Annotated in this window: 12 protein-coding genes; 5 read left to right on the top strand and 7 right to left on the bottom strand. The window is 67.0% G+C overall.

Features of this window, described 5'->3' with window-relative positions; all coding sequences use genetic code 11:
• Positions 1 to 120 precede the first annotated feature (120 nt).
• Complete coding sequence (locus tag E1263_RS22385; protein WP_132170472.1) at positions 121 to 6,450, top strand: RHS repeat domain-containing protein; 6,330 nt, start codon at positions 121 to 123, stop codon at positions 6,448 to 6,450.
• A 13-nt stretch (positions 6,451 to 6,463) separates the two neighbouring features.
• Entirely contained in the window at positions 6,464 to 6,760 is a 297-nt protein-coding gene (locus E1263_RS22380; protein WP_132170471.1) for a hypothetical protein, read from the top strand.
• On the opposite strand, the gene E1263_RS22375 is transcribed toward E1263_RS22380, so the two are convergent.
• Together E1263_RS22375 and E1263_RS22370 are read right to left on the bottom strand one after the other, a co-directional pair.
• Complete coding sequence (locus E1263_RS22375) at positions 6,714 to 7,604, bottom strand: bile acid:sodium symporter family protein (RefSeq protein ID WP_132170470.1); 891 nt, start codon at positions 7,602 to 7,604, stop codon at positions 6,714 to 6,716. The two genes, E1263_RS22380 and E1263_RS22375, sit on opposite strands and share 47 nt — an antisense overlap.
• 44 nt (positions 7,605 to 7,648) lie before the next feature.
• Entirely contained in the window at positions 7,649 to 8,587 is a 939-nt protein-coding gene (locus E1263_RS22370) for a LysR family transcriptional regulator (RefSeq protein ID WP_132170469.1), read from the bottom strand.
• Positions 8,588 to 8,637: 50 nt separating this feature from the next.
• On the opposite strand from E1263_RS22370, the gene E1263_RS22365 reads away from it, so the two are divergent.
• Complete coding sequence (locus E1263_RS22365) at positions 8,638 to 9,579, top strand: Gfo/Idh/MocA family protein (RefSeq protein ID WP_132170468.1); 942 nt, start codon at positions 8,638 to 8,640, stop codon at positions 9,577 to 9,579.
• Positions 9,580 to 9,617: 38 nt separating this feature from the next.
• Positions 9,618 to 10,514, top strand: a complete 897-nt coding sequence (locus E1263_RS22360) for a quinone oxidoreductase family protein (RefSeq protein ID WP_238161416.1) — start codon at positions 9,618 to 9,620, stop codon at positions 10,512 to 10,514.
• A gap of 22 nt (positions 10,515 to 10,536) precedes the next feature.
• Here E1263_RS22360 and E1263_RS22355 read toward each other — a convergent pair whose 3' ends face one another.
• The 5 genes from E1263_RS22355 to E1263_RS22335 form a co-directional block, all read right to left on the bottom strand.
• A complete protein-coding gene (locus E1263_RS22355; protein ID WP_132170465.1) occupies positions 10,537 to 10,863 on the bottom strand; it encodes a hypothetical protein in 327 nt (108 codons plus the stop codon).
• A 148-nt stretch (positions 10,864 to 11,011) separates the two neighbouring features.
• Positions 11,012 to 11,716 (bottom strand): MBL fold metallo-hydrolase, encoded by a 705-nt coding sequence (locus E1263_RS22350; protein WP_165956714.1) that lies wholly within the window; start codon positions 11,714 to 11,716, stop codon positions 11,012 to 11,014.
• A complete protein-coding gene (locus E1263_RS22345) occupies positions 11,713 to 12,357 on the bottom strand; it encodes a DsbA family oxidoreductase (RefSeq protein WP_132170461.1) in 645 nt (214 codons plus the stop codon). The genes E1263_RS22350 and E1263_RS22345 overlap by 4 nt, the downstream gene beginning before the upstream one ends.
• A complete protein-coding gene (locus tag E1263_RS22340) occupies positions 12,354 to 12,833 on the bottom strand; it encodes a pyridoxamine 5'-phosphate oxidase family protein (RefSeq protein ID WP_132170459.1) in 480 nt (159 codons plus the stop codon). Before E1263_RS22340 ends, E1263_RS22345 begins: the two co-directional genes overlap by 4 nt.
• A gap of 40 nt (positions 12,834 to 12,873) precedes the next feature.
• On the bottom strand, positions 12,874 to 13,473 hold the full coding sequence (locus E1263_RS22335; protein WP_132170457.1) for a DUF4232 domain-containing protein: 600 nt from the start codon (positions 13,471 to 13,473) through the stop codon (positions 12,874 to 12,876).
• A 168-nt stretch (positions 13,474 to 13,641) separates the two neighbouring features.
• Here E1263_RS22335 and E1263_RS43315 point away from each other — a divergent pair, with 168 nt between their 5' ends.
• The gene (locus E1263_RS43315) at positions 13,642 to 14,802 is read left to right on the top strand and encodes a helix-turn-helix domain-containing protein (RefSeq protein ID WP_202868995.1); all 1,161 of its coding nucleotides are present in this window, start codon (positions 13,642 to 13,644) and stop codon (positions 14,800 to 14,802) included.
• The last annotated feature ends 442 nt before the right edge of the window (positions 14,803 to 15,244 follow it).

Below are 15,244 nucleotides of genomic sequence, written 5' to 3'. Positions count from 1 at the left end.
TGACGCGCGACGCGTCCGGCGCGTTAGGTACTGGCCAGTTCCGGAAGTTGTCCACTTCTTACCTGGTGACGGTGCGTGGCCAGGCGGCAAGGTATGGGCGTCTACCCAGGAGGCCCGCCCATGCCCTCTCGAAGGTTCCGATCGAACCTCGTTACCGCCATCGCCGCCGGACTCACCATCACGCTGGTTCTGTCCACCCAGCAGCAAGGTCTGACCGCTGCGGCAGCGACCCGGTCCGACCCCGAGTTCAAGTCCACCGAGTACAAGTCGATCGACGGCCGGACCGCGAAGGCCGTTCCCCGGCCCGCGTCCAAGACCGCCGACCGTGAGTTCCACGGCACGCCCGCTACCCGCTGGCCCAGCGCCGGTTCCGCCGAGGTCGCCGTACCGGCGCCGGCTGCGAACGGCACTTGGCAGCTCGCGCTGAACGGCGGCCGCGTCAACCAGCGGGCCAAGGCCGGTCAGCTGCCGGTTTGGGTTGCGCCCACCTCTGCAACGGCTCGCGAGGTGCTGGCCAAAGGCACGAGCAGCGCACCCGCGAAGGTCAAGGTCGACCTGGTCGGCCGCCGCGGCGACGCGCTCGAGCTGAAGCTCACCCGAGCCGACGGTACGGCGAAGTCCGGCCAGGTGACGGTCGGCGTCGACTATCGCGAGTTCCGGGACACGTACGGCGGCGACTGGGCGACCCGGCTGCGCTTCACCACCGAGCAGGACGGCAAGACGGTCGTCGTACCGAGCCGCAACAACGGCAACGGGGACGTCATTGCCGACGTACCGGTTGGTGCGCAGCCGCAGACCGTCATGGTCGCGGCCGGTGAGTCGAGCGGTGCGGGTGACTACAAGAAGCCCGAGTCTGGCGATGGCGCCTCGACCTGGAGCATCGGTGGCTCGTCCGGTGACTTCGAGTGGCAGATGCCGTTGGACACACCGCCGGCGACCGGTGGCCCGGAGCCGACGGTCGGCCTGAACTACTCGTCCGGCGCCTTGGACGGATTGTCGTCCGCGACGAACAACCAGACCTCGCAGATCGGCCAGGGGTTCACGACGTCCGGCGGCGGCTCGATCGAGCGCAAGTACCGGAGCTGCGGCAAGGACCTGAACGGCAACAACGGCACCCGCAAGACCGGTGACCTCTGCTTTGCCGGCGACAGCATGAACATCTCCGTCAACGGCAAGTCCGGTGACCTGGTGCTGGCCAAGAAGGATGCCAGTGGCGAGGTCTGGCGGATGCGCGGCGACGACGGCGCCATCATCGAGCGGCTCAGCGGCGCGACCAACGGCGACGAGGGTGTCGCTGCCGCCGACAAGGGCGAGTACTGGCGGATGACGTCGTCGAACGGGACGAAGTACTACTTCGGCCTGAACCGCTTGCCTGGCTGGACGACCGGCAAGGAGGAGACCAAGTCGGCCTTCACCGTGCCTGTCTTCGGCAACAACAGCGGCGAGCAGTGCAACAAGACCGCGTTCGCCGACTCGTGGTGCCAGCAGGCCTACGAGTGGCAGCTCGACTACGTGGTCGACCCCAACGGCAACACGATGAGCCTGTTCTACAACACCGAGATCGACCGGTACGCCCGGAACCTCACCAAGGCCTCGGTCAGCACCTATGTCCGCGCGGGCAACATCAAGCGGATCGAGTACGGCCAGATCGACGGCCAGGTGTTCGCCCAGAAGCCGGTGGCCCAGGTCCTGTTCACGACGGCCGAGCGCTGTACGCCGTTGCCGTGTGGGCCGACCCAAAAGGCGACGTACCCGGACACTCCGTGGGACCTGACCTGCGCGAGCACGACGAACTGCGACAACCACTACACCGCGACGTTCTGGACCCAGCTCCGGCTGGACAAGGTGACGACCCAGGTGTGGCGGGCTGCGACGAGTAAGCACGAGGACGTGCAGTCGTGGTCGCTGCGGCAGGAGTACCTGCGCGGTGACAACAGCAGTCCGTCGCTCTGGCTGAAGGAGATCACGCCGATCGGTCTGGTCGGTACGCCGGTTCAGATGCCCACGACGAGCTTCGACGGCATCCCGCTGGCCAACCGGGTCGACACTGGCAGCGACACTGTTCCGCCGCTGGAGTGGTTCCGGATCAACGCCGTCCACGGTGGGACCGGTGGCGACGTCGCGGTGAACTACGGCCCGATCGACTGCCTGCCGACGGGTCTGCCCGCACCGGACAACAACGACCGGCGCTGCCGACCGCAGAAGTGGTCGCTGCTCGACAGCTCACCCGACCGCACCGACTGGTTCCACAAGTACGTCGTCACGTCGGTACAGGAGACCGACCGAACTGTCGCGGCCAACGACCCGTGGCAGGCGCCGGTGCCGGTCGTCACGACGGTCCAGTACCTCGACAAGCCGGCCTGGCGCTTTGAAGAGCAGGACGCCGGGACCGACCTGAAGGAGTCGACCTGGTCGCAGTGGCGTGGTTTCGGCCGGGTCAAGGTGATCAAGGGTCGTGCGGACGAGACACAGTCGGTCAGCGAGTCGCTGTACTTCCGTGGCCTCGACGGTGACCGGACGGCCGCCGGTGGTGTCAAGGACGTCAAGATCACCGACTCCACTGGTGCCGCAGTGGAGGACATCAACGAGTACGCCGGTCAGGCGCGCGAGCAGCTGACCTACAACGGCGCCACCGTGATCAACAAGAGCATCGCCGACTACTACATCTCCGCGCCGACCGCGACGATGACGCGGCCGTGGGGCACGCTGACCTCGCGCTACTCGGGACAGAAGCAGGTCACGCAGTACCAGCCGACCGACACCGGCACGCTGAAGGTCGACACCCAGAACAGCTACGACGCGGGTGGCCGGCTGACCAGCAAGGACGAGGCCGGCGACCTCGCCGACACCACGGACGACAGCTGCACGCGCTACACCTACGTCGAGAACCCGACGAAGAACCTCCGTGAACTGCCGGCCCGGTTGCAGCAGGTCGCGAAGCGATGCGACCAGCCGTTCGCGAATACCGACGTACTGGCTGACGAGCGGCTGTTCTACGACGACGCGACCTCGCCGACCGCGACTCCGGTCAGGGGTCAGGTCACCCGCGCCGAGCGGCTGGCAGGTTTCGACACTGCCGGTGAGCCGAAGTACGAACTGGTCTACACGGCCAAGTACGACACGCAGGGCCGCCAGACCGAGTCCGTGGACGCGCTGAACCGCCCCAACCGCCGGGCGTACAACCCGACGTACGGGCCGATCACGAAGATCACCGACACCGCACCGAACGGCCAGCAGGTCATCACGGAACTCGAGCCGGCGTTCGGCACCGAGACCGCCGTACAGATGCCTGACGGCCGGCGCGGTGTCCGTCAGCTCGACGCAGTCGGCCGGGTCAGCAAGACCTGGGACTCCGGGCACCCGGCCACCGGTCCGGCCGACCTGGAGCTCGACTACAAGCTGCGCGACGACGGTCCGTCGATGGTGACTACCAAGCGCCGCGTGAAGAATGCCGCCACCAATGTCACCAGTTACGACATCTCCTACGACCTGTACGACGGCCTCGGCCGGGTCCGCCAGACGCACGAGCAGTCGCCGCGTGGTGGCTGGCTGGTGACCGACAACCGGTACGACTCGCGCGGTCTCGAGACCAAGGTCAACGGCCCGTACTACACCGCGACCCTGGCCGAGGGCGAGCTGAAGGTCGTCGACGAGGCAACGCTGCCGAAGCAGGAGGTGAACGTCTGGGACGCGGCCGAGCGGCCGAAGAGTCAGACGTTCCGCTCGATGGGCGTCCAGAAGTGGTCGATCGAGCACACCATCAGCACCAACAAGCAGACCATCGACCCGCCCACCGGACAGACCCCGACCACGCGGATCATGGATGCCGACGGCAACCTCACCGAGCTGCGTCAGTACAAGGGCGACAGCGCGACCGGTGACTACGACAGCACCAAGTACGCCTACTGGCCGAGCGGCAGCCTGAAGAGTGTCACCGATCCGGCCGGCAGTGTCTGGAGCTACAAGTACGACACCCAGGGCCGCAAGATCGAGGAGAACGACCCGGACAAGGGGATCAGCAAGTACGAGTACGACGCTGCCGACCAACTGGTGTCGACGACGGACTCCCGTGGGGTCAAGCTGTACACCAGCTACGACAACAGTGGCCGGAAGACCGCGACGCGGCTGAACGCTCCGGACGGACCGCTCCAGAGCGAGTGGAAGTACGACTCGCTTGCGGCCGGACGGCCGACGTCCTCGACGCGGTACGTCACCAAGGACGGCAAGACCGAGGCTTACACGAGCGCGATCAGCGGGTACGACGCATCCGGCCGGGTGACCGGGACGACGCTGACCCTGCCTGCCTCCGAAGGGAAGCTGGCCGGTAGCTACACGGTCGGCCAGACCTACACCGACGACGGTCAGGTGGCCACCCGGTCCCTGCCGGCCGCTGGTGGTCTCGGCGCGGAGACGCTGAACCTCGGGTACAACAACCAGGGCCTGCCGACCTCATTGGCTGGCCAGGACACCTACGTGCGGCAGCTGGCGTACACGCCGTTCGAGGATGCCGACGTACTGACTCTCGGTACGGCGTCGGGTCCGTTCGTGCAGCAGAAGTTCGAGTACGACCAGATCACCCGGCGAGTCAGCCGAGTCGTGGTCGACAAGGAACTGTCGCCCAAGCGGGTCTCCGACACCCGGTACGACTATGACCCCGGCGGCAACATCAAGAAGATCAGCGACATCGCTCCGGCGGAGTCGGGCGACGCCACTGACACACAGTGTTTCGACTACGACTACCTGAGCCGGCTGACCAAGGCCTGGACCCCGAAGCCGGGGGCGGACAACAGTGCCGGTGACTGTGCGGCTGCCCAGGACCTCGGCGGACCGGCGCCGTACGCGCAGGAGTGGACGTTCGACAAGGCGGGCAACCGCAAGTCGGAGAAGACGACCACACCTGCCGGGACGACGACGAGCACCTACGAATACGGCAGCGGCAAACCGCATGCGCTGACCAGCGTGACCAGCACCGGCCCGGCCGGGACGAAGACGAAGACCTTCTCCTACGACGAGGTCGGCAACACCACCCGGCGGACGGCCAACGGGGTCGACGAGGTCCTCGAGTGGGACGCCGAGAACCAGCTCGTCGGTACGACGAAGGGCGCCGCCTCGACGAGTGCGGTGTACGACGCGGATGGCGGCCGGCTGATTCGCCGGGACTCCTCCGGTACGACGCTGTACGTCGGCGAGACGGAGCTCCGCCTCGACAAGGCCGGTCAGACCGTGACCGGCACCCGGTACTACGGGTTCGGGGACCGGGTGATCGCCGTACGGTCCGGGGCGAAGCTGAGCTGGCTGCTCGGTGACCTGCAAGGGACGCCGCTGACAGCGATCGACTCGGTGACGCAGGCCGTCCAGAAACGCCGGGTGCTGCCGTACGGCGAGACTCGCGGTGCGGCGCCGACGGACTGGCCGGGGCAGCGCGACTTCCACGGCGGGACCAGTGATCCGGACACCGGGCTCGTCCAGCTCGGGGCACGGCAGTACGACAAGAGCATCGGGCGGTTCATCTCGGTCGACTCGCTCGTCGACTTCTCCGATCAACGGCAGATGAGCGGGTACGCCTACGCGAACCACAACCCGGTCAGCTACAACGACGCAGGCGGCAACTTCGTCGTCGTGATCGCCGTACCGGTGATCGTCGTGGTGTTCGTCGTCCTCATCGTGATGGTCGCGATGCTGCAGGCCTACCAGCAGTCGGTGACGACGGTCAGCTGGGAAGAGAAGGTCGACAACATCTGGAACGTCCTGAAATGGGCGTGGGATTCGATCGTCAAGCTGGTCAAGGTGGTCACGACGGTGATCGTCACGATGTGGCGACTCATCACGGTCGCCGTGATGAGCATCGTCGCGAAGACCGTGGTGATCTACAAGACGATCATCAAACACTTTGCGGACAAGAAGAAACCCCGGAACAACCAGAAGGCCCAACGCAACGACGGCAAGAGCAACAGTCAGAGCAACCGGGGCAACCAGAACCGGGGCAATCAGAACCGCGGCAACAACGGCAAGGGCAAGCCGCAGGAAGGCAACCCGGGCAAACCCCAGCAGCCGCGGCAACAGCCCCGCCAGCAGCAGCCGCGCAAGCCGAAGCAGCAGCAACCGCAGCAGTCCCGGCTCGGCCGGGAGGCGCGGCCGGACGAGCCCATCTACCGCGGCACCAAGCCGGACGGTGCCAAGCCGTGGGAGGCGCGCAAGGGTGTCGACTACAAGGTCGACGTCGACGGGTTCGTGAAGACGAACGGTGGGATTTCGACCAACACCAGCCCCGGGGCGCTGCCCAAGGGATTCGACGCACTCCGGATCGACCCGACCAAGCTCGATCCGAGGCTGGCGATTCGGCAGACTGGTAACCCGGAGACGAGTACGCACTTCGAGATCGCGGTCCGCGACGGCCTCAAGGTCACCGAGTCCGACTATCTCGGAGCGCTCAAGGCACTCTTTCACTAGCTGAGGAGAAACGATGACCCAAGCAGGCTGGCGGCTCGTTGGACCGGACGGTTTCGACGACGCCGACTGGGAGCTGATCGAGAGCCGCGGCCTGCTCATGGGCGGTCACCTGGTGCACGGGGAGCGGAAGTTCCCCGTCATCGTCTATGACCCCTACCGCCTCACCCAGGACGTCGAGGCGGAGACCAACCACGGCGGCATCTTCTACGAGGGCAACGTCATCGCCGTCCAGGACCTCAGCCGGAAGACGGCTGAGGCGACGGTCAGCCGGCTTGCGGCAGCCGGCTTCCTCGACTGGATGCTCGGCTGAGGAGGTAGGCGACGAGAGCGGTCGGGAAGAACATCACGATGCCGTAGACGGCTACTGGCGTGGCCATCTCGCTGTTGTTCAGCAGTGTTGGGCTCAGTGCGATGGTCAGGGCCAGGGTCGCGTTGTGGATCCCGATCTCCATCGAGCACGCGATGGACTGCCGCTCGCCCAGGCCGGCAGCCCGGGGCAGGACGTAGCCGAGGCCGAGGCTGATCACGTTCAGCAGGAGAGCGATCAGCCCGACCGCGGCCAGATAGTCGAGGAAGTTGTCGCGTTCGGTGTAGATCGCGGCGAAGATGACGAGGGCCAGTACGACGGCCGATCCGAGCTTCACCGGGCGTTCCATCCGATCGGCGAAGCCGGGCTTGCGATTGCGCACCAGCATGCCGAGGGCAACCGGGATCAGCACGATCGCGAACACCTGCAGCATCTTGGCCGGCTGCAACCCGAGCTGGCCGGAGCCGTCCATGAAGTGTGCGACCGACAGGTTCACCACGATCGGCAGCGTGATGACCGCCAGCACCGAGTTCACCGCGGTCAGCGTCACGTTGAGCGCCACATCGCCACCGGCCAGGTGGCTGAACAGATTGGCCGTCGTACCGCCGGGTGAGGCGACCAGCAACATCATGCCGACCGCGAGCGCCGGGGCCAGCCCGAACACCTCGACGAGCCCGAAGCAGATCACCGGCAGCAGCAGAATTTGGGTGCCAAGCGCAACCAGTACGGCCTTCGGCATCCGCGCGACCCGGGCGAAGTCGCCGGTCGTCAGGCTGAGACCGAGCCCGAACATGATGATCGCCAGCGCGATCGGCAGCAGGACCGAGGTAAGCACAGAGTCAGACAAGGCGGGTTTCCCGTCGTAGGCCGAGGCGTTGAGGGATCAGGGTCCTATGCGGCGCGCTCCCCGTCCAGAGCCGAGCGCCGGATGGTCGTCAGCAGGCTGGTCATCAAGGGTGACTGCTGGCTGCCTTCCCGGACCGCGGCGAAGAGGTGACGCTGCGGCCGCGGCCCTTTGACGGGTCGGATTGCCAGCTCCTGACTCATTGACTCCTGGACGAGCCGGGGGAGCAGACCGACCGCGTGACCCTGGCGAATCAGCTGGGCTACCGCGTGCCAATCGTCGACCTGGTAGGCGATCCGTGGTGCGAATCCGGCCGCGGCACAGGCAGTCGAAGTGATCGTCGCGCAGCACCCACCAAGCGTACCGGAGATCCACGGCTCGTGCTGGAGCGCCGGTAGCTCGATCTCCTCCTCGGCCGCCAGCGGATGCGTGGCAGACAGCGCAACATCCAGTACGTCGGCGCCGAGCTCAACCCGGTGGTATCGCGCATCACCGGCGCTGGGCGAGCCGTCGAAGCTCACCGCGATGGCGAGGTCGACCTTGCCGGCGTCGAGCAGGTCGAAGAGCGCGGGTGGCTCGAGTTGACGCAGGGAGACGTTGAGTTTGGGCAGCTCGGCCCGGATCGTGGAGAGCGCCCGGGGCAACAGGCTGATCAGCGCGGAAGAGGGAGCTCCGATGGTGACGTTGCCCTGAATCGTCCGGTCCCAGGACTGGAACTCCAGCCTCGCCTGCTCGAGCCGGGCGAATACCGCGTCACCGTGGTGCAGCAGGGCAGTGCCGCGGGGCGTCAGCTTCACCCGTCGGCCTTCCCGCTCGATCACCGCGAACCCGAGGTCCCGGGACAGGCCCGCGAGCTGCTGCGACACCGCGGACGGCGTCAAATGCAGCGCGTCGGCGGTTGCCGTCACCGTTCCGCGCTCGCGGAACTCACGCAGTACCCGTAAGCGGCGGAGATCGTCGATGAAGTCTGGCCTTAACTGATCCATGTCCAAAGATTAGATGGACCTCAGGGGCGGAGTCACCTCATGCTCAAGGGATGGAGACACCGGTACGGCTCGGCATCATCGGATTGGGCGCGATGGGGGCAGAGGTGCTGAGTGTGGCCAGTGCGCACCCCGCCTTCGAGGTCGTCGCCGCCGCCGACCCCGAGGTTGCTCGCCACCAGGACGGTTATCCGAGCGTCCGGTTCACTACCGACTCGGCGGACGTGCGAGACGGTCTCGATGCCGTTTACATCGCCACTCCGCCGGCTTTCCACGCGGACCTCGCGGTGGCGGCGCTGCAGGCCGGGCTCTCGGTGTTGTGCGAGAAGCCGTTGGCGATAGACCTGGCAGATGGGCGTCGCATGGTGGCGGCCGCGGATGCCGCTCCTGGTGTTGCCGCGGTCAACTTCGCGCTGTCCGATCGGCATGCGACTGTTCAGCTTGAGGACGCACTGGGTTTCGGGCTGATCGGCGAGGTGCTATCGGTCGAGATCCGGCTCGCGTTCACGCACTGGCCGCGGGATTTTCAGGCCCATGCCGGGTGGCTCGACGGTCGCGCGCAAGGTGGGTTCGTGCGCGAGGTGTTGTCGCACTTCGTCTATCTCACCGACCGCTTGCTGGGGCCGTTGGAGCCGGTTGATCTGCACCTCGACCATGGAGCGGACTTCCGCAGTGAGATCGCGGCCTGGGGATTGCTCCGGGCGGGCGGTGTGCCGGTGCAGGTCTCCGCCGTCGCTGGAGCCGCTGGTCAGGACAGTTACGAGTGGATCATCCGCGGGACGAAGCGGTCCTATCTCCTGCGGGACTGGGATCAGCTGTTCGTTGCCGACAGCAATGGCTGGAAACCGGTGCGCCTGGTGGGGGCGCGGGGTTCGGAGGAGACCCGGCTGAGCCTGTTCGCGGAGGCGATGCACGGCCGGTCCTCGGGGAACCTCGCCGACTTCGCGACGGGCTTCCGGGTGCAGCAGGTCGTCGAAGCGTTCCACCAAGCATGAGGGTCGTCGAAGTTGGCCGCCATGGTGGGCCTGAGGAGATGCGGGTTGTCGAACGGCCGTCGGTGCCCGTGGGGCCTGACGAGGTTCGGGTTCAGGTGGCCGCGATCGGCGTCAACTACCTGGATGTTCAGGAGCGCACTGGCGCGTATCCGCGCGCCGTACCGTACGTGCCGGGTGACGAAGGCAGTGGCGTGATCGTCGAGATCGGTGCGTCAGTACGGCGCTGGCAGCCGGGCGAACGCGTCTGCTGGCAGGGGATTCGCGGCTCATACGCTTCCGAGCAGGTGATCCCCGCTGACCGGTTGATCGCCGTACCGGAGGCGGTGAGCCTTGAGACTGCCGCCGCGTTGCCGACGCAGGGCTTGACCGCGCACTACCTCGTGAACGACTCGTACGACGTGCAGCCGGGCGACCTGGTCGTCGTACTGGCTGGTGCTGGTGGTGTCGGCCTACTCCTTACCCAGCTAGCGAAACTCCGCGGCGCTCACGTGATCAGTGCGGTGTCCACGGACGCGAAAGCCGAGCTATCGCGAGCGGCCGGCGCCGACCGTGTCATCACTTATGCAGAGATCGCACGCGAGCAGGCGGATGTCGTCTACGACAGTGTCGGCGCCACAACCTTCGAGGACTCGCTGAGCTGTCTGCGCCGACGCGGCACGTTGGTCCTGTACGGCCAGTCCAGCGGCCCGGTCCCGCCCTTCGACCTTCGGCGGTTAGGGCCGGCGGGATCACTGACGATCACGCGCCCGACCCTTCGCGACTTCGTCACCACGGCGGCCGAGCTCCGGCAACGGGCCGCCGACCTCTTCGCTTACGTGCAGGCCGGCGACCTCGTCATCCAGAATTCGGCCGCTTATCCACTGGCCGACGTGGCTCGCGCGCACGCCGACCTTGAGGCGCGGCGAACGACCGGCAAGGTCCTGCTCATTCCTTGACCGGGCGCTCTCGCACAGTGGATCAGTAGCCGATGCTCCAGAAGAGGTTGACCCCGGAGCCCGTGCCGGCATTGATCCGGACGCTGCGGCCCGTGCAGTTGGTGCCGGAGTAGGCGGTCTGCTGGATCCCCGACAGGTTCCGCACATAGTCGAAGCTGTGCGAGACGAAGTGGCACTGGCCGGGGTACATCGGGCCGTTCTTGGAGACGAGCGCGCCCTGGTAGTACGTGCAGACCTCGCCGCTGTAGCACGGCGGGTCGGCGGCCGCCGACCCGGCGGTTGCGCCCAGCAGCGCCGTCGCGCCGATGATGACTGCGGCGACCATGCGTGCGGTCGGCTTCTTCTTCATTCGGTTCCCCTTCGAGCTGGCGTCTGTTGCCCGAAAATCTAGGCGCTGGCGGCGAAGTGGTCTAAAGATTCGACCTGTGCTGTAAGGGTCCGGCCTTGGCCCTGCCGGTGTGTTATTCCAGGGCCGGAGTGATTGCTTCGCACAACGATCACCAGCCGCGGGCCTGCCACGATTCGAGCGCTGGCTGCTCGGTTCCGACAGTGGTGTCGGCGCCGTGGCCGGGGTGGACGACAGTGTCGGTGGGGTAGCTGAGGAGCTGGCGGACGGACCTCATGATGGCGTCGAAATCGGTCAGTGGGTACTCCGGACCGGTGAGGCCGGGGCCGCCGGGGAACAGGGTGTCGCCGGTGAAAAGGTGGCCCGCGACGTGGACGGTGAGGCTGCCGGGGGAATGGCCGGGAGTTGGGATGACCTCCACATCCAGTGGGCCCAGGGCGAGCTTCGTCGGCTCGGCGATCTCCTGGTCGAGGTGCCCGTTCCAGAGCGGGACGCCGGGGGTGGGGCGCGGTGCCTTGCCGTTCGCCACGAGGTCGGCGGTCGCGGTGCCGGCGTCCAGGTAGCCGTGCCGTTTCAGGTGGTCGAGCTCAGCGGCCCACACCTCACGCTCGGCCGGGTGGCCGATGATCGGCGCGTTGAGTGATTCGGCCAGGGCGGACAAAGCCAGCACGTGGTCGGCGTGGGCATGCGTGAGCAAGAGCCCAACGACGTCGTACGACGCGGCCGCCGCGGCCAGGTAATCCGGATCGTCACCGGGATCGATGATCAGCGCGGGCTGCCGGCCAGGGACGTCCGGCGCGATGATCCAGCAGTTCGTGTCCAGGTAGCCCACGACCAGGCGTTCCAGGCGGATCATGCGGCCTGCTTGAGAAGTCGCTCGGCCCATCCGGGATCGCTGTTCTCAGCGATCGGATACCCCGCGGCGAACGGACCTTCCCAACGAACCTTGATTCCAGGGTTGTGGACGCTCGAACCGTCGGGCAGGACGAACTGCGGACTACCCTGAATCGCATCGGTCACCGCGATCGCGTGGTCGGCCATCATGGTCGCGCGGGCACGACCGTCATCCAGCGCAGCGGCCAGCGCGGTGGTGTCGATGCCGATCTCGGTGGCGACGTCGAGGATCACTTGCCGATGCGCGATCGACCGAGACTCCAGCCAGAACGCCTTCCGGAGCGCGTGATCCAGCTCTTCGGATGCTCGCAGCCCCTGCTCCTTGGCCGCATGTACGGCCTCGGCGGCGAGCAACACTGTCGACGGGTAAGTCCAGTCCGGCTTCGTCCACAGCCGGAAGCCGAGCTCCGGTTCCAGCTGGCCGAGGCCGACCGCTTCGCTGTCCGTACCGGGTCGCGGGTGCGGGCCGTCGAACAGCTCGAGGGCGAACGTGTGGTGATCCAGCTGCACTTCGACACCCAACTGCTCCCGCGCCACCCGGAGCCGATGAATCGCCACATGAGCGAACGGGCACAGCAGATCCGACCAGACCTGGATGATCATTCGCTCTCCTCGTGGTCGGCCCCGGGAGGGTTGCTGCTGAAACGCTCCGGCCGGACCAGCACCGCCGTACGACGGTCTTCTGCCATCGCTCGGTCGTATTCGTCCAGGTCCGGGTGCTCGCCGCCGGCCGCTTCGTAGATGTCACGCAGCAACTGCCGCAGCGCATCCGCATCCAGCCCGGGCAGTTCGTCGTCGGGACCTGCCAACTCGACCGATCCGGTGACTCCGGTCCACTCCCAGCCGGCCCGGAACACCAGCGTGGCCTGCGGGTTCAGCCGCAGGTGAGCCAGCTTCGCGGTCCGGCCCCGGGCAACGAGCGCGACGACCGGCTCACCCGTGAGCGGGTGGTTGAGGACGCCTGCGTTCACTACGGTCGCGGCCGGCTCCCCGGAGCGGCGCTGCGTGATGAGTACGGCGAGCCAGGAGTCCTGACGGCCGAGCGCCTGAATGCGCTCGAGCCCTGCGCTGATATCCATGTCGCCGACCTTAACGGACTGTGGTCCGTTTCTTCAAGAGTCACCAGTTGATGGCGTCCGAGATCGAGGACTGCCAGTAGGTGACCTTGGCGCTGTCGTCGACCCGCACACCCGGCTTGAAGATCCAGTGCGCGGCCTTGCCGACCGAGCCGCCATCGCTGCTCCGGCCCGAGAAGTAGATCGTCAGGTCATGCGCCGTCCGGGGGTTCGAGCCGGAGCCGTTGGCCGACGCGGTGGTGAAACCCGCGTACGCCGACTCGCCGGGCGCGAGCGTGACCACGGCCTGCGGCTGGCTGCCCTCGATGATCGTGGTGGTCGACTGGTCGTGCTCGAAGCCGAGGAACGGTGCGTAGTACGCGTTGCAGAGGTTCTTGCCGGTGTTGGTGGCGGTGATCAGCCAGTGGTTGGCCGGACGGGTGAGCTTCGTGACGACCACCTTGGTGTTGCCGCCGGTGCACGTCACGGTCGCCTTCGGCTTGGCCGCCGTCTTGGTGGCCGCCGTCTTGGCGGCCGGTGCGCTGGTTGAGGTGACCGGGGCCTTGTCGTTGGTGCCGGCGGCGGTCAGGACGCCGCTGGTGGCGAAGGCTGCGGTCGCGGTGACGGCGAGTCCGAGAGTGACGAGGTAGGTACGCGCTGACATCGTTGGCTACTTTCGTGGAGGGTTGCTGTGTGAACGAGCACCAGGCTTGTATACGATCCGTCCCGGCCGCCAGAGTGATCGGCCGATGCGGGAGGCTGGAACGCTGAATGCCGCGCTGACCTGGGGAAACGCCTCGCCCCTGGAGCGCCGGACCGGGACGGGGAGAGCGTGGAACGACCTGCGGAGATCGTCGAGTTTGCGGCATTCCTGACCCAACTCAAGACCCGCTCCGGCCTGAGCTACGGCGTACTGGCCAAGCGTCTCTACCTCAGCCAGTCCACCCTGCACCGCTACTGCAACGGCGAGGCGGTGCCGACCGACTACGCGCCGATCGAGCGCCTGGCTCGTCTCTGCAAGGCGAACCCGGACGAGCTGGTCGAGCTCCATCGCCGCTGGATTCTCGCCGACGCTGCTCGCCGCAAACCCCCGCCCGATCCGGTTGTCGCGCAACCGCCAGCCGCACCGGGGCGCCAGTCGACGACTTCGCCCGTCGCTCAAACGCCGACCACCTCGCCCGCCGCCCAACCGCCTGCCGCGGAGCCTGCCGGCCAGCCGTCGGCCGAGTCTGAGGCCGCGGACGACCTTCCGGCGGAGCCTGTCCGCGCGCCCCGTTGGTCGTCGCTGCGAGTGCTGATCGCCGCCTCGGTCGCCGTGGTCGTCATCGCAGCCTGTGTTCTGGTCGCGCGCAACCTGACGTCCGACGCGAAGCCCACTACCCAGCCCCCGCCGGCCCCGCTGACCCTGACCGTCGACCCGGCCGCCTGGGCGGACCCGTGCAGTGGCGTCTTCCTGCTCAACCGCGTTCCCAAGGACGTCCCGCCACCGCCAACACTCGAGCCGGACGCCAAGGTCTTCTTCAATGCGCTCGGGGGGATTCCCGCCGAATCCCAGCGGATTCAACTCACCCTGCAGGGCAAAGGCGCGGAGACCGTCGTCCTCGAGTCGCTCTCAGTCCGCGTCGTTCAGACGGGCGACCGCCCGCCCGGCTCGATCTTCCGCAACGGCGACGGCTGCGGCGGGCCGGTTCCCACTCACGAGTTCACCCTCGATCTCGACTCCGAACACCCGCAACTCAAGCCCCTCGCCGGACAGCCCGCCTTTCCGTTCAAGGTGACCGAGTCGGATCCGGAGGTCTTCTACATCACCGCAAGCACCACCAAGCGCGACACCTACTGGTACTTCGACCTGGCCTGGTCTAGCGGTGGTCGGCAGGGGACTGTTCGTATCGACGATCACGGAAAGCCGTTCCGGTTGGTGCCTGCTGGGGTTTCTCCGCGCTGGGTTTACCATCTCGGCGATGCGTGGATCGAGGATCCGCCGCAGGGGTGAGTGGGTGTGGGTCGGGGCGGTTGTCGCGGTCGCGGCTGGGGTATCGCTCGGATGCGGCCGGTCAGGATCGGCTTGTGGCTGGTCGCCGCTGCGGCCGATTTACAGTGGGAGGGTGGTGCGGCCCGGCGGGTGGCTGAGGTACTGGCGAGGTCGGCGATCGCGTGACCGCCGATTGAGGTGCTCGCTATGGTTGCGGCCGGTAGCGAGGAGGCCTGGAACGTGACCCTCCGCGGTGGTGAAAAGCGCCAGCAAGGAAGCGCGGGGTCCCGCCGCGCCCATCTGACTCTTGCTGCGTCGTTGCATGTGACTTTTTCGGCGCATAGACCCGGCGGGTTCTAGGGGTGGTTGCAACACCGGCTTGTTGAAAGGGGTGTTGTGGTGGGTGTTCGGAGGGGTCGTCCGCGGTTGCCGGTGGAGCTGGAGTACCGGTTTTGGCGTGGGG

Origin of the sequence: Kribbella antibiotica (assembly GCF_004349055.1) — a bacterium.
Classification (GTDB): domain Bacteria; phylum Actinomycetota; class Actinomycetes; order Propionibacteriales; family Kribbellaceae; genus Kribbella; species Kribbella antibiotica.
This window is presented reverse-complemented; position numbering and strand designations above follow the sequence as displayed.